Origin of the sequence: Citrobacter sp. Ct235 (assembly GCF_030332305.1) — a bacterium.
GTDB lineage: Bacteria > Pseudomonadota > Gammaproteobacteria > Enterobacterales > Enterobacteriaceae > Citrobacter_A > Citrobacter_A telavivensis.
In genome coordinates, this window is record NZ_JAOWIC010000041.1 from 105,975 (window position 1) to 125,075 (window position 19,101).

Annotated in this window: 19 protein-coding genes; 3 read left to right on the forward strand and 16 right to left on the reverse strand. The window is 55.1% G+C overall.

All coding sequences use genetic code 11. The annotated features are described in order from the left end of the window. Positions 1-2: 2 nt before the first annotated feature. From gntK to OGY35_RS07310, 4 genes are all read right to left on the reverse strand, one after another. Positions 3-530 (reverse strand): gluconokinase, encoded by a 528-nt coding sequence (gene gntK / locus OGY35_RS07295; protein WP_042322982.1) that lies wholly within the window; start codon positions 528-530, stop codon positions 3-5. A 139-nt stretch (positions 531-669) separates the two neighbouring features. Continuing rightward, the gene (gene gntR / locus OGY35_RS07300; protein WP_152400352.1) at positions 670-1,665 is read right to left on the reverse strand and encodes a gluconate operon transcriptional repressor GntR; all 996 of its coding nucleotides are present in this window, start codon (positions 1,663-1,665) and stop codon (positions 670-672) included. Between the two features lie 90 nt (positions 1,666-1,755). Next, positions 1,756-2,451 carry a pirin family protein gene (locus tag OGY35_RS07305; RefSeq protein ID WP_044253806.1) on the reverse strand — a complete coding sequence of 232 codons (696 nt, stop codon included), beginning with the start codon at positions 2,449-2,451 and terminating at the stop codon, positions 1,756-1,758. Positions 2,452-2,574: 123 nt separating this feature from the next. After that, a complete protein-coding gene (locus OGY35_RS07310) occupies positions 2,575-3,612 on the reverse strand; it encodes an oxidoreductase (RefSeq protein WP_286631845.1) in 1,038 nt (345 codons plus the stop codon). 461 nt (positions 3,613-4,073) lie between these two features. On the opposite strand from OGY35_RS07310, the gene yhhY reads away from it, so the two are divergent. Continuing rightward, positions 4,074-4,562, forward strand: a complete 489-nt coding sequence (gene yhhY, locus OGY35_RS07315; RefSeq protein ID WP_178825009.1) for an N-acetyltransferase — start codon at positions 4,074-4,076, stop codon at positions 4,560-4,562. Positions 4,563-4,601: 39 nt separating this feature from the next. Here yhhY and ggt read toward each other — a convergent pair whose 3' ends face one another. Further along, positions 4,602-6,353 (reverse strand): gamma-glutamyltransferase, encoded by a 1,752-nt coding sequence (ggt, locus tag OGY35_RS07320; protein ID WP_286631846.1) that lies wholly within the window; start codon positions 6,351-6,353, stop codon positions 4,602-4,604. A 119-nt stretch (positions 6,354-6,472) separates the two neighbouring features. On the opposite strand from ggt, the gene OGY35_RS07325 reads away from it, so the two are divergent. Next, positions 6,473-6,850: a DUF2756 family protein gene (locus tag OGY35_RS07325; RefSeq protein ID WP_286632062.1), complete on the forward strand. Its 378-nt coding sequence runs from the start codon at positions 6,473-6,475 to the stop codon at positions 6,848-6,850. Here the strand turns inward: OGY35_RS07325 and ugpQ are convergent. From ugpQ to livK, 10 genes are all read right to left on the reverse strand, one after another. After that, complete coding sequence (ugpQ, locus tag OGY35_RS07330) at positions 6,834-7,580, reverse strand: glycerophosphodiester phosphodiesterase (RefSeq protein WP_286631847.1); 747 nt, start codon at positions 7,578-7,580, stop codon at positions 6,834-6,836. The genes OGY35_RS07325 and ugpQ overlap by 17 nt on opposite strands. Next, positions 7,577-8,647 (reverse strand): sn-glycerol-3-phosphate import ATP-binding protein UgpC, encoded by a 1,071-nt coding sequence (locus OGY35_RS07335; protein WP_046491587.1) that lies wholly within the window; start codon positions 8,645-8,647, stop codon positions 7,577-7,579. The genes ugpQ and OGY35_RS07335 overlap by 4 nt, the downstream gene beginning before the upstream one ends. Before the next feature lie 9 nt (positions 8,648-8,656). Further along, positions 8,657-9,502, reverse strand: a complete 846-nt coding sequence (gene ugpE / locus OGY35_RS07340) for a sn-glycerol-3-phosphate ABC transporter permease UgpE (protein WP_286631850.1) — start codon at positions 9,500-9,502, stop codon at positions 8,657-8,659. Beyond that, positions 9,499-10,386 carry a sn-glycerol-3-phosphate ABC transporter permease UgpA gene (ugpA, locus tag OGY35_RS07345; protein WP_152400358.1) on the reverse strand — a complete coding sequence of 296 codons (888 nt, stop codon included), beginning with the start codon at positions 10,384-10,386 and terminating at the stop codon, positions 9,499-9,501. The genes ugpE and ugpA overlap by 4 nt, the downstream gene beginning before the upstream one ends. Before the next feature lie 112 nt (positions 10,387-10,498). Continuing rightward, complete coding sequence (gene ugpB / locus OGY35_RS07350) at positions 10,499-11,815, reverse strand: sn-glycerol-3-phosphate ABC transporter substrate-binding protein UgpB (protein ID WP_152400359.1); 1,317 nt, start codon at positions 11,813-11,815, stop codon at positions 10,499-10,501. A gap of 302 nt (positions 11,816-12,117) precedes the next feature. Further along, on the reverse strand, positions 12,118-12,831 hold the full coding sequence (gene livF / locus OGY35_RS07355; RefSeq protein ID WP_046491597.1) for a high-affinity branched-chain amino acid ABC transporter ATP-binding protein LivF: 714 nt from the start codon (positions 12,829-12,831) through the stop codon (positions 12,118-12,120). 1 nt (position 12,832) lies between these two features. Next, positions 12,833-13,600 carry a high-affinity branched-chain amino acid ABC transporter ATP-binding protein LivG gene (livG, locus tag OGY35_RS07360; RefSeq protein WP_042323002.1) on the reverse strand — a complete coding sequence of 256 codons (768 nt, stop codon included), beginning with the start codon at positions 13,598-13,600 and terminating at the stop codon, positions 12,833-12,835. Next, a complete protein-coding gene (gene livM, locus OGY35_RS07365) occupies positions 13,597-14,874 on the reverse strand; it encodes a branched chain amino acid ABC transporter permease LivM (protein WP_152400360.1) in 1,278 nt (425 codons plus the stop codon). Before livM ends, livG begins: the two co-directional genes overlap by 4 nt. Further along, positions 14,871-15,797, reverse strand: a complete 927-nt coding sequence (gene livH, locus OGY35_RS07370; RefSeq protein WP_042323006.1) for a high-affinity branched-chain amino acid ABC transporter permease LivH — start codon at positions 15,795-15,797, stop codon at positions 14,871-14,873. Before livH ends, livM begins: the two co-directional genes overlap by 4 nt. 170 nt (positions 15,798-15,967) lie before the next feature. Then, a complete protein-coding gene (livK, locus tag OGY35_RS07375) occupies positions 15,968-17,077 on the reverse strand; it encodes a high-affinity branched-chain amino acid ABC transporter substrate-binding protein LivK (protein ID WP_152400361.1) in 1,110 nt (369 codons plus the stop codon). A 420-nt stretch (positions 17,078-17,497) separates the two neighbouring features. Between livK and panM the strand changes: the two genes are divergently transcribed. Beyond that, positions 17,498-17,881: an aspartate 1-decarboxylase autocleavage activator PanM gene (gene panM, locus OGY35_RS07380; protein ID WP_152406214.1), complete on the forward strand. Its 384-nt coding sequence runs from the start codon at positions 17,498-17,500 to the stop codon at positions 17,879-17,881. Between the two features lie 98 nt (positions 17,882-17,979). Here panM and livJ read toward each other — a convergent pair whose 3' ends face one another. Continuing rightward, positions 17,980-19,080 (reverse strand): branched chain amino acid ABC transporter substrate-binding protein LivJ, encoded by a 1,101-nt coding sequence (livJ, locus tag OGY35_RS07385; protein ID WP_152400362.1) that lies wholly within the window; start codon positions 19,078-19,080, stop codon positions 17,980-17,982. Between the last annotated feature and the right edge of the window lie 21 nt (positions 19,081-19,101).

A 19,101-nucleotide genomic window follows, 5' to 3' on the forward strand; every position in this document is an offset into this window, starting at 1 on the left:
ACTTACTGCCTTTTATTAATGACCTCAATGGTGCTGGCAACAACACCTTCCAGTGGCTGATCGATATCCACCACCAGTACATCGTTTTCGTCAGCACCCGGCTCTTGCAGCGTTTCAAACTGCGTCACCAGCATCTGGGTTTTGAAGAAATGGCCTTTACGCGCCTTCAGACGGCTTTCGATCACGTCGAAATCGCCTTTCAGGTAGATGAAAGAGAGGTTCGGGTTACCGTCACGCAGCAGGTCACGGTAGTGTTTTTTCAGCGCGGAACAGACGATCAGCGAAACCTTGTTGGTACGCTGCATCGCAAACGCCGCATCATTCAGCGCCTGCAGCCACGGCTTACGGTCGTCATCATTGAGTGGTTCACCAGACGCCATTTTCTCAATGTTGCGACGCGGATGGAGAAAATCGCCATCAAGAAACGCGGCATGCAGTTGATGCGCTACTTCGCTGGCGACAGCGGATTTGCCACTGCCCGATACGCCCATCAGAACGTAAATGTGGTGATCATGGTTAGTCGTGCTCAAAGTGGTGCCCCCACAGTACAAGAATCAGGAATTGTTACGGGTAACTGTTATCGGTAACATTGTCCAGCCTGACTAAAACAGAAGCAATATCCAAACGTGCGAGAAGTGAATAAGTGTGAGCTACTTCAAACTTGTTGGCTTAAATAGATCCACCCGGTGACAAGGTGAAACCTAAATCTAACATTTTTGGCGTGACGCTCTCCCCGCGGATGCGCGCCAGCAGACGTTCTGCGCCAATGCTGCCCATTCGCTCGCGCGGCGTCAGCACGCTGGCCAGACGCGGCTCCATCACCTGGCCGATATCATGGCCGTGGAAACCCGCAATTGCCATGTCGTCCGGGATCTTCAGCCCTAAACGCTGACATTCAAAAGCTGCGCCCACCGCCAGGTCATCGTTGGTACAGAAGATACCGTCCAGTTGTGGATACTCACGACGCGCCTGACGGATAAGCTCAATACCCGAGGAGTAAGAAGAAGACTGCTCCACCATCACACTGTAGGGTACCAGACCCGCATCCAGCATCGCCTGCTCATAACCCTTCTGTTTGATGATAGTACGTTCGTCGAGACGTGCTCCCAGATAAGCGATGTGGCGATGCCCGCGTGTAATAATCGCGGCGGTCATCTGACGCGCGGCTTCAAAGTTGTCAAAACCGACAGCGATATCGAGGCAAGGTGACTGACTGTCCATCAGTTCAACCACCGGAATTCCGGCCACTTCGATCATTTTCAACGTGCGCGGCGTATGGGTACGTTCAGTCAGGATCAGACCATCAATGTTCCACGAGAGCATCGATTCCAGACGCTCCTGTTCCATCTCCGGCTTATAACCGTAGTGCGCTAGCATGGTTTGATAGCCATGCGCGTCCGTCACGGCCTCAATGCCGCGTAAAACTTCGGCAAAAACCTGGTTGGTTAACGAGGGCAGTAAAACGCCAATGGCCCGGCTGGTGGCGTTGGAGAGGATATCAGGTGCGCGATTGGGAATATAACCCAGTTCATCAAGTGCAGCAGCGATCTTGCCCCGCAGGGCGACGGAAACTTGCTCCGGATTACGCAAAAAGCGGCTGACCGTCATTTTGGTCACGCCAACGCGGTCGGCTACATCCTGAAGTACGGGTCTTTTCTTCTTCATCGTCCTGAGAAATCATAAGTGAGAGATTTGCTCAGTTTATCACGGACAAAGCACAACCTTCCCCGTTTAAAGGGAAGGTTGCGTAATTATTTATACAGGAGGCAGATCAAACAGCAGGATTTCGCTATCGCTGTCAGCATGAATTGACAGAGCCTGCTCATCCCAAATCGCCAGACCGTCGCTGGTAGTGGCTTTAGTGCCGTTAATGCTCACCTCACCTTTTACCACCTGGATCCAGACGCGACGTTCAGCGGCAATCTGATGTACTGACTGCTCGCCTTTCACCAGCGCCCAGCGGTACAGCTCCATATCCTGGTACACTTTCAACGAGCCGTCGCGAGCGTCCGGCGACAGCACCAGCTGTTTGCCCTGCGCGGCGTCGAAGCGGCGCTGCTCATAACGCGGCGTGATGCCGGTTTTTTCCGGAATGATCCAGATCTGATACAGACGCAGACGATCCGTTTTGCTCGGGTTGTACTCAGAGTGACGGATCCCGGTCCCCGCGCTCATAATCTGGAATTCACCCGCCGGAACCTGCTCTTTATTGCCCATGCTGTCCTGGTGTTCTACTGCGCCTTCCAGCACGTAGGTCAGGATTTCCATGTCTTTATGTGGGTGAGTACCGAACCCCTGACCAGCGTCGATCACGTCGTCGTTAATCACGCGCAGTGCCGAGAAGCCCATAAAGTTTGGATCGTAGTAATCCGCAAAAGAGAAGGTATGCCAGGAATCCAGCCAGCCATGATTCGCGTGGCCACGGTCGTTTGCTTTGCGTAAGTAGATCATTGTGTTCACCCCCAGATGTTTTCGATGGAGTAAGTGTGGACCGAATCCACCATCAATCATAGAGGGTGAAAATTGACTCCTCTGTTCAAAAATTATGAACAACTCAGGAGGAGCCAATCCGGCTTATCGGGCGAGGCTGATGGTGGCAGGAGAGGCCTGTTCAAATGCCCGTTCGAGAATTTCAAGATTGGTAAGAACTTCAGATTCCTTGACGTAATTTGGCACGCCGGTGGTGAGAGTGGCATACAGCGCGTCGTAGACACGACCATAGTCGCCCGTTTCCGGTTTGATCTCTTCTTTCACCGTCACGCCTTCATCGTTGACGTACTCCAGCACGCCAACGGAATCATCCGCCGCAAAGCCCGGTTCACCCGGCATGATGTTGGCCTTCAGGCTGGTTTCCTGCTGATCAATACCGTATTTGATAAACGAACCTTTGGTGCCGTGAACGATAAACTTCGGATAGTCGATTTTCACCAGATGGCTGGTTTTGACAATCGCCTTTACATCGCCGTAAAACAGCTGCGCTTCAAAGGTGTCATCCGGATTGGCCTTATTGCGCAGGCTGCGGATGTCGTAGGCCACATGGTCCGGGCGACCAAACAACGAGATTATCTGATCCAGGGTGTGTACGCCCAGGCCATAGAACGCGCCATCCTGCGGCAAACCGGGGTGGGTTTCCACAACCGGACGGTAGTAATCGAAGTGGCTTTCCACTTCCACAATCTCACCAAGCTTACCGCTTTCAATCGCTTTTTTGGCGGTCAGGAAACAGGAATCAAAGCGACGGTTCTGATACGGCGTCACCGTCAGCCCTTTGTTTTGCGCCAGTTCAAACAGCACCTTCGCTTCAACCATCGTCGGGGTGAATGGCTTCTCAACCAGTACGTTCTTTCCGGCTTCCAGCGCCCGTTTCGTGTAGTCAAAATGGCTGTCCGCGTGGGTACAGATGACGACCAGTTTCACCTCAGGGTCGTTGAACACTTCATCAAGATCGCTGGTGAAATGGATGTGTGAGTAGATGGGTGCCTGCTCTTCCGGCTTCGCGTGACGGCGAAAAATATGGGCCACATGCCAGGTGTCTTTACGGTTGAGAACGTACGGAAGATGGTAGCGAGTCGCGCTCTTGCCGAACCCGATAAATGCGCAATGTAAGGTCATGATGCTGTCCTTTCAGAAGGTGATGACCTACACCATAGCGCAAAGCGGAGGGAGACTAAATGCGGGAAGTCCTTGAGGGCGCGCTGGCGCACCTGGAAACGGATTGCTCGCGCCTCGGGCGTGAGTGGCGCAGGCAGATAATTCACGGCCTGCGCACAGCAACCGGAGCGTACTTAATGTACGTGAGGAGCTCGAGCACTTCCCGGGGACAAAATGACAAGTAAGCCAGGCTGAAAAAAATCCCAAAAAAAAAGCCAGCACCCGGCTGGCTAAAATAATACTGGAAGCAATGTGAGCAATGTCGTGCTTTCAGGTTTCTCCGCAAGGGTCTTCCTGAACGCAGAGCAATAATAATCATTCTCATTCGCAGTTGTCCAGTAATTTTTACAAAAAAATGCGGTTGACGACATTTTTAATCTCAGCGACTGTAAAGGCACAATTAACGATGAAGGAGAGCGGGAATGAGTGAGATCGTGATACGCCACGCTGAGACCAAAGATTACGACGCGATTCGTCAGATCCATGCCCAGCCGGAGGTGTATTACAACACGCTACAGGTTCCTCATCCTTCCAGCGAGATGTGGCAGACACGACTCGCCGAACAGCCCGGCATCAAACAACTTGTCGCCTGTATTGATGACCGCGTCGTCGGACACCTGTGCATTGCCGTCGCTCAGCGTCCGCGCCGGAGTCATGTCGCCGATTTTGGTATTTGTGTCGATACACAATGGCAAAACCACGGGGTCGCCAGCGCATTAATGCGTACCATGATCGATATGTGCGACAACTGGCTGCGCGTCGAACGCATTGAATTAACGGTGTTTGTCGATAATGCGCCCGCCGTGGCGGTGTATAAAAAATACGGTTTCGAAATTGAAGGCACCGGCAAAAAGTACGGCCTGCGTAACGGCGAGTATGTCGATGCATATTTTATGGCGCGGATGAAGTGACAAATTGCCCGGTGGCGCTACGCTTACCGGGCAACAAAATCAATACCCTGCGGTTAAATCGTCCACGGTGCGTGGGTCAGATGCACCGTACAGCGTGCCGTCCGGCCCGACCATGATGCTCTGCGTGCTGCCCATCGCCTCTTTCAGCGCGACCTTCTGCCCTTTTTGCTCAAGCAGTTTGAGGGTGTCCGGGCTAAAGCCTTTCTCCACACGCAGCTCATCCGGCAACCATTGATGATGGAAACGCGGCGCATTGGTGGCTTCCGCCACGTTCATCCCGAAATCGATGCTATTGACCACCATTTGCAGCACGGTCGTGATAATACGACTCCCGCCAGGGCTGCCGGTGACCAGCCAGGTTTTACCGTCTTTCACCACGATGGTGGGCGACATCGACGACAGCGGACGTTTCTTCGGTCCAACGGCATTGGCATCGCCCCCCACCAGACCATAGACGTTAGGTACGCCCGGTTTGGCCGAAAAGTCATCCATCTCGTTATTCATCAGAATGCCGGTGTTACCCGCCACAATGCCGGTCCCGAAGGTGGTGTTGAGGGTATACGTCACCGCCACGGCGTTACCGTCTTTATCCACCACCGAGAAGTGAGTCGTCTGGTTACTCTCATAAGGCGCAAGCTTACCAGGGCGAATTTCACTGGAAGGTTTCGCCTTGTTGATATCAATCCGTTCAGCAATCGATTTGGCGTAATCTTTGTTGGTCAGCGCTTGCCACGGCACGTTCACAAAATCCGGGTCGCCCAGGTATTCCGAACGATCGGCGTAGGCCTGTTTCTCCGCTTCCGCCATCACCTGCATGGCGTCCGCACTGCCAAAGCCGTATTTCTTCATGTCGAAATTTTCAAGGATATTCAGGATCTGCACGATGTGGATCCCGCCAGAGGACGGGGGCGGCATTGAGAAGACCTGATACCCGCGATAGTCGCCGCCGATCGGCGTGCGCTCTACCGCCTGGTAGCCCGCCAAATCTTCTTTAGTCATCAACCCGCCGTTTTTCTGCATCTCCTGCGCAATCTGGTCGGCAATCGCCCCTTTATAGAAAGCCTCCGGCCCCTTTTCCGCAATCAGCTCCAGACTTTTTGCCAGGTTTTTCTGCACCAGCTTGTCGCCCTTTTTCAGCGGTTCGCCATCCTTCCAGAAGATAGCTTTGCTGTTCTCGTGATTCGGCAACACTTCACTACCGTAGGTTTTCAGATCGTCCGCCAGCGCATCGTTAACCACAAAACCCTCTTCAGCCAGCTTGATCGCCGGACGCACCACTTTGTTGAGCGGCAGGGTGCCATATTTTTCCAGCGCCAGTGAGAACCCAGCCACTGTGCCCGGCGTGCCGGAAGCCAGATGGGAGGTCAGCGATTTTTTACTGTCCGGATTGCCCTGATCGTCAAGGAACATATCGCGTGTAGCGTTAGCCGGTGCCATTTCGCGAAAATCGATCGCCGTGGTCTTACCGTCTATGGTCCGCAGCAGCATAAAACCACCGCCGCCCAGATTCCCGGCCTGCGGATGCGTCACCGCCAGCGCATATCCCACGGCAACCGCGGCATCCACAGCGTTACCGCCCTGTTTGAGAATATCCACCCCCACCTTTGTTGCCATCGCATCCACCGAGGCCACCATCCCCTGTTTCGCGCGAACGGGATGGAACACATCCTCTTCCACGCCATACGACACCGGAGGCGGAGGCGGAGGAGGGGGAGCAGCGAGCACGCTGAAACAGCTTCCTGAGAGCAGAGCAGCAAGGGCTACCCGGCGTAAAAACGTCGGTTTCGTCATCGTTATTCTCCAAAGATGCGGGGTCAGCCCCCCACTAAGCCTGGTGCATAACTCTGAAATGATCATCGTTTCGCCAGGAAAGGGGTAAACTTAAGAGAGACCTCAGAGGAGGAAAGATGATGAAACGATGCTTAATTTTGGCAGCGCTACTGCCATTTGCCTGTCTCGCGCAGCCGATTAACACCCTGAACAATCCGAACCAGCCGGGTTATCAGATCCCCAGCCAGCAGCGGATGCAAACGCAGATGCAAACACAGCAGATCCAACAGAAAGGGATGTTAAATCAGCAGTTAAAATCGCAGACGCAACTCCAGCAGCAAAACCTGCAAACGCAAATGAACAACAATCAGCAGCGGATCCAGCAGGGTCAGGTACGCGAACAGCCGTTACCGAATACCAACGGCGGAATGTTGAGTGGCGGTACACGACAGGGGAGCGGCCAGCAGCACATGCTACCGCCGCGTCAGAATGGCGATATGCTTAACCCGCAGCAGTAAAGTCCGGGCCAATCACGTCAATCGCATCGGTACAGATGCAGTCCACGCCCCAGCGCAGCAGTTCCGCCGCGCGCTGGGGTTTGTTGACGGTATACACCAGAATATGTAACCCCGCCGTTTTAAGCTGCTTAACCCGCGTTTCATCCAGCAGGGTGTGATTCAGGTGAATCGACACGCAGGCCAGGCGAGCGGTCAGTTCGCGCCAGTCATCACGCCACTCGTCAAGCAACAAACCTCGAGGTAACTCCACCGCGGCGGCCTGCGCGGCCTCCAGCGCATCGATGTCAAATGACGACAGCAGCGGTGCGGTCATCCCCTGCCACAGCGTACGCGCGGCGAGGGCAATCGCTTTCCCCGTCTGTGGCCCGGTTCCGGTGGTCGGTTTAATTTCGATATTGGCCATCAGGCCATGCAGGCGACAGCGCTCTGCCACCTGCGAGAGTAGTGGGAGCGGTTCGCCTCTAAATTCGCCACTGTACCAGCCGCCGGCATCCACCCGCAGCAAATCCTGCCAGCTGAGCTCCCCCGCCACGCCCCAGCCGTTGCTGGTGCGTTCAAGGTTGTCATCGTGCAGCAGGAATATTTCCCCATCCTTAGACAGCTTCGCGTCGAACTCGATCATGGTGTGCCCGTAGCGCGTGCCAACGTCGATCGCCGCCAGCGTGTTTTCCGGTGCCAGTTTACCGCCGCCGCGATGGGCGACGATGCGGGGATACGGCCAGTTACTCATACACGTTGTCCTGTTTCACCGTCAAAAAGGTGCAAATGATTTTCCGGCAGATGCAGCCACAGCGTGCTGCCTGCCTTTGGGCGCTCCTGATGGGCCAGACGCACCACCAGCTTTTGATCGCCCCAGCGACCGTGCGCCAGGTTGTCCGCGCCCAGCATCTCCAGCGTGTCCATCACCAGCGGCACGCCGCCTTCCGCCTGGGAGCTTAGCGCAATATGTTCCGGGCGGATACCCAGCGTCATTTTACGCCCGGCATAGCCGCGATAAAACCAGTTCACCGGTAGCGCCATGCCGCTCTCCAGTTCGAAATGCGTACCCGCATGGCTGATACGCCCTTCCAGCAGGTTCATCGCCGGACTGCCAATAAAGCTCGCGACAAAGCGGCTGGCCGGTTTTTCGTAGACCTCCACCGGCGTGCCAATCTGCTCGGCAATGCCTTTGTTCATCACCATTACACGCTGGGCGAGCGTCATCGCTTCGACCTGATCGTGGGTCACGTACAGCGAGGTGGTTTTCAGGCGACGGTGCAGATGCTGGAGTTCCAGACGCATCTGCACGCGCAGTTTGGCATCCAGGTTCGACAGCGGCTCATCAAACAGGAACACGGCGGGATCGCGCACAATGGCGCGCCCCATCGCCACACGCTGACGCTGGCCACCGGAGAGTTCGCGCGGACGACGTTTGAGCAGGCCGTCCAGTTCGAGAATACGCGCCGCCTCTTTCACTCGCTGCTCAATATGCCCCTTGCCCATCCCCCGGATTTTCAGCCCCCACGCCATGTTCTCCTCCACGCTCATGTGCGGATAGAGCGCGTAGTTCTGGAAAACCATCGCGATCCCGCGATCTTTTGGCTCCATTTCGGTCACGCGCTGACGGTCGATCCAGATATCACCGCTGGTGACACGCTCCAGTCCGGCCACCATCCGCAGAAGCGTTGATTTCCCGCAGCCGGATGGGCCGACCATCACAATAAATTCACCGTCCGCCACGTCCAGCGTCAGCGGTTGAATCACCTGGGTTTTACCATCCCAGCTTTTGGTTACTGCCTGTAATTTTAAACCTGCCATCGCGGTATCCTACTTCTCACTGTCCACTAAACCACGCACAAACGCCCGCTGCATGGCTAAAACGATAATGACCGGCGGGATGAGGGTCAGCAGCATTGCCGCCATCACCTGATTCCACAAGGTGGTGCCTTCGCCGGTGGCAATCATGCCTTTGATCCCCGCCACGGCAGTCCCCAGATTGACGTCAGTAATAATCAGCAACGGCCACAGATACTGGTTCCAGCCGTAGATAAAGGTGATGACGAACAACGCCGCCAGATTGGTTTTCGACAGCGGCAGCACGATGTCGCGGAAAAAACGCATCGGCGAGGCACCGTCAATACGCGCCGCTTCAATCAGTTCATCCGGCAGGGTCATAAAGAACTGGCGGAACAAAAAGGTGGCGGTTGCCGAGGCCATCAGCGGCAGCGTCAGCCCGGCGTAACTGTCGAGCATTTTCAGGTTGGCGATCACTTCCACCGTCGGGAAGATGCGCACTTCAACCGGCAGCATCAGGGTGATAAAAATCATCCAGAAGAACAGGTTACGCAGCGGAAAACGAAACCAGACGATGGCAAAGGCGGAAAGCATCGAGACCGCGATTTTCCCCACCGTAATGCCAAACGCCATGATGAAGCTGTTGAGCATCATCAGCCAGAACGGCGCGCTGTTCACACCGACGCCGTTGACCCAGATGTTTTTCATGTTTTCCAGCAGATGCGTACCGGGGATAAGCGTCATCGGCGTTTCAAACACCGCGTTGTTGTCCAGCGTCGCCGCGACAAACGCGACGTACAGCGGGAACAAAATCACCGCAATCCCCAGTATCAGCATGGTGTGGCTGAATATCGTCAGCCCGCGACGGTTTTCAATCATTGGTAACGCACCTTACTTTCTACGTAGCGGAACTGCACCACCGTCAGAATGATGACGAGGAACATCAGCACCACCGACTGCGCGGCGGACGCAGAGAGATCCAGCCCGGCAAACCCTTCGCGGTAGATCTTATAAATCAGCGTGGTGGTGGCCTGCACCGGACCGCCTGCGGTCGCGGCATCAATAACCGGGAACGTATCGAAGAAGGCGTAGACCAGATTGACCACCAACAGGAAGAAACTCACCGGCGCGATCAGCGGTAACGCCAGTTTGAAAAAGCGACGGATCGGCCCGGCGCCATCGATCGCGGCGGCTTCAACCAGCGAGCGCGGGATCGATTGCAGCGCGGCGAAGAAGAAAAGGAAGTTGTAACTAATCTGCTTCCAGACAGACGCAAAAACCACCAGAAACATCGCCTGTCCGCTGTTCTGCGCGTGGTTCCAGTCATAGCCAAACTGCTCAAGGAAATGGGTAATAAGCCCGCGGCCAGGATTAAACAGGAAGATCCACAATACGGCGGCCACCGCAGGCGCCACGGCATAGGGCAGCAGCATCAGCGTCTGATACAGACGACTGCCGCGCACCACGTAATCCACCAGCGCGGCGAAAAATAACGATACCAGCAGGCCGCTGAAGGTCACCAGCGCGCTGAATTTGATTGTCGTCCAGAAGGAGTCGAGGTAGTAGCTGTCATGAAACAGCGTGACGAAATTATCCAGCCCGACAAACTGGCTGGAAAGCCCAAACGGATCGACGCTTTGTAGTGAGTACCACAGCGCTTCACCCGCAGGCCAGATAAAGAAAATGACGGTGATCGCCAGTTGTGGTGCGACCAGCAAATAGGGCAGCCAACGCGAGCGGAACACCGGACGGGATGAGGACATAAGGGGTTGATTCCTGAACGGCGCCGGGTGGCGGCTACGCCTTACCCGGCCTACAAAGACGACATAGTGCATTTCGTAGGTCGGATAAGCGCATCGCCATCCGGCAAAAACATTAAGACTTCGTAGACTGCTCAAAGCGGCGCAGCAGTTGATTACCACGCTCGACGGCGGCATCCAGCGCCTGCTGCGGAGTTTTCTTGCCGGTCCACACGCCTTCCAGCTCTTCATCAACGATGGTGCGGATCTGCGGCATGTTACCCAGACGCAGCCCTTTGGTGAACGGTAATGGCGGCTTGTTCAGCATCTGACGCGTCGCAATATCCGCACCGGGGTTCTTGTCATAGAAGCCCTGCTCGCGGGTCAGATCGTAAGCGGCTTTGGTGATCGGCAGATAGCCGGTCTTCTGATGCCATTCGGCCGCATTTTCCGGTTTTGCCAGGAAGTCGAGGAACTCGGCAACGCCTTTGTAGGTATCGTTGTCTTTGCCCTGCATCACCCACAGGCTCGCGCCGCCGATGATGGCGTTCTGCGGCGCGCCTTTGGCGTCCGCATCGTAAGGCATCATGCCTACGCCATAGTTGAATTTGGCGTAGTGGCGGATATCAGCAAGCGATCCGGAAGAGGCAGTTGTGATAGCGCAATCGCCGTTATAGAACTTCTCGGTGGACTCGTCTTTACGTCCGAAGTAGCTGAAATCGCCCTTCTTGTTCAGTGCTTCCAGCAGCGCGATGTGTTTCACCTGCTCCGGCTTATTGAACTCCAGCACCGCATCAGTGCCGTCGAAACCGTTATTTTTAGTCGCCACCGGCAGACCGTGCCAGGCGCTGAAGTTTTCAATCTGGATCCAGCCCTGCCAGCCGCTGGCGTAGCCACACTTCATCCCTGCGGCTTTCAGCTTCGCGGTGTAGTCAGCCAGATCCTGCCAGGTTTTCGGCGGTTGCTCCGGATCTAAACCGGCTTTCTTGAAAGCGTCTTTGTTGTAGTACAGCACCGGGGTGGAACTGTTAAACGGCTGAGACAACAGATGCCCGGTTTTCGAATCGGTGTAGTAGCCAGAAACGGTCGGTACAAACTGCGATTCGTCGAAGTTAATCCCTGCGTCCTTGAACACTTCATAGACCGGCTTGATGGCTTTCGAGGCCATCATCGTCGCGGTGCCGACTTCATAAACCTGTAGCAGCGCTGGCGCATTTCCGGTACGGAACGCGGCGATGCCGGCGCTCAGGCTCTGTTCGTAGTTACCTTTGTACACCGGCACAATCTTGTAATCCGGGTGGGTGTCGTTGAAACGTTGCGCCAGGGAGTCAACTTCTTTACCCAACTCCCCTTCCATGGAATGCCAGAATGGAATGGTGGTAACGGCCATTGCGTTCGTCGCAAAAGCCAGACCAACCGCCAGACCCAAAGCTGTGTGTCGTAACGATGTCATTGTCATCATCTCTCTTATTGTGCCGGATGCGCGAAATCACGCGTTTTATGCTCGCGAGGTAACATGACATGCGCGAATGACAGAAAGATAACCGTTAGATGACGAAGCGGTGACAGTCAGGCTTCAGGTGAATGACGTTTCAGTGGCAAGAAAACAGAAAAAAGCCGGGTGGCGGCTTCGCCTTACCCGGCCTGGTCGATCCTGTGGGTCCGGTAAGCGTATGCACCACCGGGCAATATAAACGGCTTGATCTTGTAGGACTGATAAGACGCAATGCGTCGTCATCAGGCATCACAGACCGTTTAACCGCCTAAATAGGCGCTGCGAACCGCTTCGTTGGCCAGAAGCGCGTCGCCGGTATCCTCGAGAACGACATGACCGTTCTCCAGCACGTAGCCGCGATCGGCCAGCTTCAGCGCCTGGTTAGCGTTCTGCTCAACGAGGAAGATGGTCATTCCCTGCTCGCGCAGTTGTTCGATGGTGTCGAAGATCTGCTGGATGATAATCGGCGCCAGTCCCAGAGAAGGCTCGTCAAGCAGCAGCAGACGCGGCTCGCTCATCAGTGCACGACCAATCGCCAGCATCTGCTGTTCACCGCCGGACATCGTACCCGCACGCTGAATACGACGTTCATGCAAACGCGGGAACAGTTCGTATACCCACTTGATGCGCTCCTGGAACTGGTCGCGCTCGGCAAAGAAGCCGCCCATCGCCAGATTCTCTTCCACCGTCATGCGGGAAAACACGCGACGCCCTTCCGGAACAATCGCTACCGCTTCACGCATGATTTTTGCCGTTTGCCAGTCGGTGATGTCTTTATCATCAAACACAATCCGACCGCTGGTCGCGCGCGGATCGCCGCACAGCGTACCAAGCAACGTCGTTTTCCCGGCGCCGTTGGCACCAATCAGGGTCACAATCTCCCCCTGATTGATGTGCAGGCTCACCTCGTGCAGCGCCTGAATTTTGCCGTAGTGGGCACTGACTTTGTCAAAGGACAACATGACTTTTTCCATCTTATGCCTCACCAAGGTATGCACGGATCACGTCCGGGTTATTACGAATCTGTTCCGGCGTCCCGTTCGCCAGCGGCGTGCCCTGGTTCACCACGTAAATACGGTCGGAAATCCCCATCACCAGTTTCATATCGTGCTCAATGAGCAGGATGGTGGTGTTGTGATGGTTGCGCAGCTCGGCAATCAGCTCGTCCAGCTCTTTGGTCTCTTTCGGATTAAGACCCGCAGCCGGTTCATCCAGCATCAGAATCTCTGGCTGTGTCACCATACAGCGGGCGATCTCCAGACGACGCTGGTCGCCATAGGCCAGGTTGCTGGCCTGACGGTTCGCGTGTTCCAGCAGACCAATACGCTCAAGCCAGGTGGCCGCGCGATCCAGCGCTTCGCTCTGCGCCCGACGAAACGCCGGGGTTTTCAGCAGGCCGGAAAACACGCCGCTTTTCAGTTGCTGATGCTGTGCCACCAGCAGGTTTTCAATCACCGTCATTTCACGAAACAGACGTACGTGCTGGAAGGTTCGCACTACGCCCATACGGGCAATTTGTTGACCCGGCAGCCCTTCAAGGTGCTGATCGCGAAGCTTAATGGTGCCGCCCGTCGGCTTATAAAAACCGGTCAGGCAGTTAAACACCGTGGTCTTACCGGCGCCGTTCGGCCCGATCAGCGACACAATTTCCTGTGGATGCAGTTCCAGTTCAACGTTGTTCACCGCCAGCAGACCGCCGAAGCGCATCATCAGGCCGTTAACCGATAATAATGGCTGACTCATGCCTGCTCTCCTTTCGCTTCCCCGTTTTTCAGTTTCAACTGTGGACGGGTCATCGGCAGCAAGCCCTGCGGACGCCAGATCATCATCAGTACCATCAAACCACCCAGCATCAACATGCTGTATTCATTGAAGTCACGCATCAGCTCGCGGGAAACCACCAGCAGGATAGCCGCAAGGATCACCGCAAACTGTGAACCCATTCCGCCGAGTACCACGATCGCCAGCACAAACGCCGACTCGGCAAAGGTGAACGACTCGGGGCTGACAAAACCCTGACGCGCTGCGAACAGCGTGCCAGCGAAACCGGCAAACGCGGCGCTGATGGTAAAAGCGGTCAGTTTGATGCGCGTTGGGCTTAAGCCTAACGAGCGGCAGGCGATCTCATCTTCACGCAGCGCTTCCCACGCCCGTCCCAGCGGCATGCGCAGCAGACGGTTAATCACAAACAGGCTCAGCACCACCAGCAACAGTGCGACCAGATAGAGGAAAATCACGCGATCGGACGGATCGTATTTCACGTTAAAGAAGTTGCTGAAGGTATCCCAGCCGCCTTCACGCGCGCTCCGGCTGAACTCGAGGCCGAACAGCGTCGGTTTCGGGATCTGGCTGATGCCGTTCGGACCACCGGTGATCTCAGTATTGTTGAGCAGCAAGATACGGACTATCTCACCGAAGCCCAGGGTCACAATGGCCAGATAATCGCCGCGCAGGCGCAGCACCGGGAAGCCCAGCAGAAAACCCGCCGCCGCCGAAACCAGCCCTGCCAGCGGCAGGCAGGTCCAGAAGCCGAGACCGTAATAGTGATTCAACAGCGCGAAGGTGTACGCGCCAATCGCGTAGAAGCCGCCGTAGCCCAGTACCAGCAGGCCGGAGAGCCCCACGACGACGTTCAGCCCCAGACCGAGGATGATGTAAATCATGGTCAGCGTGGCGATATCCACCGTGCCGCGTGAAACCATAAACGGCCACGCCACGGCAATCACCAGCAGCGCAATCAGGAACAACTTCTGCTTTACGGTTGAGCCATCAATGGCTGGCAGAATAAACTTCGGCCCGGAGACGCTCTTCAGGCTCTTCTGGAAGATCGGACGCAGCATCTGGAAGAAAAAGACCACGGCAGTACCGATAAACACCCACTGCCAGCGGATGTCGGTAGCGGTATCCACCACCAGTTTGGTGCCATCCAGTTGCAACTGAACGCCCATAAAGACGCCCGCCAGAACGAAGAACATCGCGGCAGAGAGCAGCGCCATCGCAAAATGCATCGGTTTCATACTTTCTCTACCTCCGGACGACCCAGAATCCCGGTCGGCATCACCAGCAGTACCAGAATCAACAGAGCGAACGACACCACGTCTTTGTATTCCGTACTCAGATAAGCAGAAGAAAGTGCTTCCGCGACGCCCAGAATCAGGCCGCCGATCATCGCGCCAGGGATGCTGCCGATCCCGCCGAGAACCGCAGCGGTGAAGGCTTTCATCCCGGCCATAAAGCCAATATAAGGGTTGATCACCCCGTAGAATTGTCCGAGCAGTACGCCAGCCACCGCCGCCATCGCCGCGCCAATCACAAAGGTCAGCGCAATCACGCGGTCAGTGTTAATCCCGAGCAGGCTGGCCATTTTCAGGTCTTCTGCGCAGGCGCGACAGGCGCGTCCCATGCGGGAGTAACGGATAAAAATGGTCAGCGCCAGCATCGCCAGGAAGGTCACAATCCAGATAACCAGCTGCATGGTCGTGATCGAAGCAGAGAAGTTTTCGCTGGCACCCACCACCCATTGCCCGTTGAACAGGCTGGGTAGCGCCACGTCTCGCGAACCTTCCGTCAGGCTGACGTAGTTTTGCAGGAAGATGGACATCCCAATGGCGGAGATAAGCGCAATCAGACGCTTGGAACTGCGGACGGGCCGATAAGCCACCCGCTCGATGCTCCAGCCGTAGGCGCTGGCAATGATAATCGCCCCAATGAATCCGGCTGCCACCAGTAACCAACTGGTATCAATCCCCATCATCATCAGTGCCGCGATAATCATAAAAGAGACATAGCTACTGATCATGTACACCTCGCCATGGGCGAAGTTGATCATGCCGATAATGCCGTACACCATGGTGTAACCGATAGCGATCAGCGCGTAGGTGCTTCCCAGCGTGACGCCGTTAAACATCTGCTGCAAGAAATAAAGGAACTGCTCGGACATAAAATAACCTTTTCAACCCGACAAACCGGGATACTGAACCCACTCTAAATAATTCGAGTTGCAGGAAGGCGGCAAGTTTGCCCATCCCCGGGATGCGTACACAAGTACGTGACCGGGGTGGGTGAACGAAGCCAACGCATCTGCGGCTCGAAGTATGACGAGTGGTTGCCTTATTTGGCGGCGGTGGACGAGCCGTCCGCATGCCACTGGAAGACACCAAATTCAAATCCCTTCAGATCGCCTTTTTCATCCCATTTCAGCGGCCCAATCACGGTATCAGCACCGTTTGCTTTCAAATCTTTCACCAGATCCAACGGCGCTTTGCTGCCGGAACGATCCAATGCCGTTGCCAGTGACTGCACAGCGGCGTAGGTGATCCATACATACGGACCGGTAGGATCTTTTTTATCGGCTTTCAGCGCATCAACAATCGCTTTGTTGGCCGGATCCTGGTCATAGCGTTTTGGCATGGTAACCAGCATGCCCTCAGCCGCTTCACCGGCGATGTTCGACAGCGACGCATTGCCCACGCCTTCCGGCCCCATGAACGTGGTTTTCAGCCCGACGGATCGCGCCTGGCGCAGCATCTGCCCCATTTCCGGGTAGTAGCCGCCGTAATACACAAAGTCGATGTTCTCTTTTTTCAGGCGCGCAAGCAGCGCGGAGAAATCTTTCTCGCCTGCGGTAATACCATCAAAGAAGACGATATTGGCGTTTGCCGCTTTCAGCGAGTCCTGAACGGAACGCGCCAGCCCTTCACCGTACTGCTGTTTGTCGTGCAGAATGGCGATACGCTGCGGTTTTACCTGCTCAAGAATATACTTTGCCGCGGTCGGTCCCTGAGAAGAGTCCAGCCCGGCGGTACGCATGATGTGCGCGTAGCCACGCTGCGTCAGTTCCGGGTTAGTCGCACCAGGCGAGATCATCAGAATGCCTTCGTCTTCATAGATATCCGACGCCGGCTGAGTGGAAGAAGAGCAGAGGTGACCAATCACATACTGAATGCCGTCATTGACGATTTTGTTCGCCACTGCCACGGCCTGTTTAGGATCGCAGGCATCGTCATATTCCACGCCCACCAGTTTGTCGCCTTTGATGCCGCCTTTCGCATTGATGTCTTTAATGGCCTGACGTGCGCCGTTAAATTCCATGTCGCCCCACTGGGCTACCGGACCTGACATCGCGCCCACAACGGCAACTTTAATCTCCTCTGCCATCGCCGCCTGCGACATCGCCAGTGCAATCACCCCTGCGACGATCGTTTTCGCATTCCGTTTCATTTACTGAATCCCCATTCGTGATGTACTTATTTTGTATTTATATGGTTAAAAAGCAGACTGTGCTTTATTTGTACTACACTATTTTTACTAGTCTGATTAATGGTTTAGCGCAGTATTTTCCGCAAATACAGATTAAAATCTCTATTTTTCAGTCTATTAAGAACAGATAATATTCTGCTTTTCACCATAGATAAACAAAAAAAAGCACGCTTGCCAGCATAAAATAACGGGACAATGAGCCGAATAAAACACTGCCTTCCAGGGTATTATTCTGCCTGTTTTTCATTCTCTGATGTTTCAAACTGAGGTTCTGACCGTCACAAAATTAATCCCCTGCCAAATGATTTAAAAAAGAGAAAGCGTCCTGATGAATTATTTCGGTACACTGGCATTATCTTTTGTGATTTGGACATGCTGTCGATGAAGCTGACCATCATTCGTTTAGAACACTTTAGCGATCAGGACCTGATCGACCTGGGCAAAATCTGGCCGGAGTATTCCGCCGCCTCTTTAAGCGTAGATGAAACACACCGGATCTACGCAGCGCGATTTAATGAGCGATTGTTAGGTGCCGTAAGGGTCACCCTGAGCGGCACTCAGGGCGCGCTGGATTCGCTGCGCATCCGTGACGTCACGCGGCGTCGGGGAGTGGGGAGATATCTGGTGGAAGAGGTGATCCAGGATAATCCGGACGTCTCATCCTGGTGGATGGCGGATGTCGGCGTGGAAGACCGGGGGATCATGGCAGCGTTTATGCAAGTACTGGGCTTTACCGCGCAGCAGAACGGCTGGGAAAAGCGTTAAAAAAGCCGGGAGGCACTAATGCTTACCCGGCCTACATTCGCTAGCGTATTTTCCCAGGACGGTAGGCCGGATAAGCGCCAGCGCCATCCGGCATTCAATTACTTCGCGTCGGTCGCCGTGCCGTTGGCGTGCCAGTCGAAGACGCCGAATTCAAAGCCTTTCAGATCGCCCTTCTCATCCCACGACAGCGGTCCCATCACGGTTTCCACTGAGTTCGCTTTCAGCCAGGTGGCGATTTCAGCCGGATCGGCTGACTGGTTCAGGCCCGCCTGCAAAGATTGCAGCGCAGCGTAGGTGGTCCACACGAACGCACCGCTCGGATCCTGTTTCTTCGCCTTGATCGCATCAACGATAGGTTTGTTCGCGGGAACCTGATCGTAGTTCTTCGGTTTGGTCACCAGCAGACCTTCAGCCGATTCACCGGCGATATTAGACAGGGAAACGTTAGCAACCCCTTCCGGACCCATGAACTGCGTTTTCAGGCCAGCAGCACGAGCCTGACGCAGGATCTGGCCCATTTCCGGGTGATAACCGCCGTAGTAGACAAAGTCGATATTCTCTTTCTTCAGACGCGCCACCAGCGTAGAAAAGTCTTTCTCACCGGCCGTGATACCGTCAAAGAACACCACGTTGGCATTACCCTTCTTCAGGTTCTCCTGCACGGCACGCGCCAGACCTTCACCGTACTGTTGTTTGTCGTGAACGATCGCGATGCGCTGCGGCTTCACTTTCTCCAGAATGTATTTCGCGGCGGTCGGGCCCTGGTCTGAGTCCAGGCCCGTGGTGCGCAGTACCAGTTTATAGCCACGCGCGGTCAGTTCCGGTGCCGTTGCCGCCGGGGTGATCATCAGAATACCTTCGTCTTCATAGATATCAGACGCAGGCTGAGTGGAAGAGGAGCACAGGTGGCCGATAACGTATTTGATGCCGTCATTGATCACTTTGTTTGCTACTGCGACCGCTTGTTTCGGGTCACAGGCATCATCATATTTTACGATCTGCAGTTTTTCGCCTTTGATGCCACCTTTGGCATTAATGTCTGCAACCGCTTGTTCCGCACCAGTAAACTCCTGATCGCCGTACTGGGCTACCGGACCGGACATCGCACCCACAACAGCGACTTTAATATCGGCCTGAGCCATTGTGCTGAATGCCAACGCGATACATCCTGCCAGTAACGCTTTACCCTTCATATTCATCCTGACCTTCCCCATTCTTAT

Coding starts and splice junctions, on each gene's coding strand:
- livF (WP_046491597.1), bottom strand. CDS start 12,831: ATGGAAAAAGTCATGTTGTCCTTTGACAAAGTCAGTGCCCACTACGGC.
- ugpE (WP_286631850.1), bottom strand. CDS start 9,502: ATGATTGAAAACCGTCGCGGGCTGACGATATTCAGCCACACCATGCTG.
- yhhY (WP_178825009.1), top strand. CDS start 4,074: ATGAGTGAGATCGTGATACGCCACGCTGAGACCAAAGATTACGACGCG.
- livH (WP_042323006.1), bottom strand. CDS start 15,797: ATGTCCGAGCAGTTCCTTTATTTCTTGCAGCAGATGTTTAACGGCGTC.
- OGY35_RS07310 (WP_286631845.1), bottom strand. CDS start 3,612: ATGACCTTACATTGCGCATTTATCGGGTTCGGCAAGAGCGCGACTCGC.
- gntR (WP_152400352.1), bottom strand. CDS start 1,665: ATGAAGAAGAAAAGACCCGTACTTCAGGATGTAGCCGACCGCGTTGGC.
- livK (WP_152400361.1), bottom strand. CDS start 17,077: ATGAAACGGAATGCGAAAACGATCGTCGCAGGGGTGATTGCACTGGCG.
- livM (WP_152400360.1), bottom strand. CDS start 14,874: ATGAAACCGATGCATTTTGCGATGGCGCTGCTCTCTGCCGCGATGTTC.
- ugpB (WP_152400359.1), bottom strand. CDS start 11,815: ATGACATCGTTACGACACACAGCTTTGGGTCTGGCGGTTGGTCTGGCT.
- livG (WP_042323002.1), bottom strand. CDS start 13,600: ATGAGTCAGCCATTATTATCGGTTAACGGCCTGATGATGCGCTTCGGC.
- panM (WP_152406214.1), top strand. CDS start 17,498: ATGAAGCTGACCATCATTCGTTTAGAACACTTTAGCGATCAGGACCTG.
- ggt (WP_286631846.1), bottom strand. CDS start 6,353: ATGACGAAACCGACGTTTTTACGCCGGGTAGCCCTTGCTGCTCTGCTC.
- OGY35_RS07305 (WP_044253806.1), bottom strand. CDS start 2,451: ATGATCTACTTACGCAAAGCAAACGACCGTGGCCACGCGAATCATGGC.
- ugpA (WP_152400358.1), bottom strand. CDS start 10,386: ATGTCCTCATCCCGTCCGGTGTTCCGCTCGCGTTGGCTGCCCTATTTG.
- ugpQ (WP_286631847.1), bottom strand. CDS start 7,580: ATGAGTAACTGGCCGTATCCCCGCATCGTCGCCCATCGCGGCGGCGGT.
- OGY35_RS07335 (WP_046491587.1), bottom strand. CDS start 8,647: ATGGCAGGTTTAAAATTACAGGCAGTAACCAAAAGCTGGGATGGTAAA.
- livJ (WP_152400362.1), bottom strand. CDS start 19,080: ATGAATATGAAGGGTAAAGCGTTACTGGCAGGATGTATCGCGTTGGCA.
- OGY35_RS07325 (WP_286632062.1), top strand. CDS start 6,473: ATGAAACGATGCTTAATTTTGGCAGCGCTACTGCCATTTGCCTGTCTC.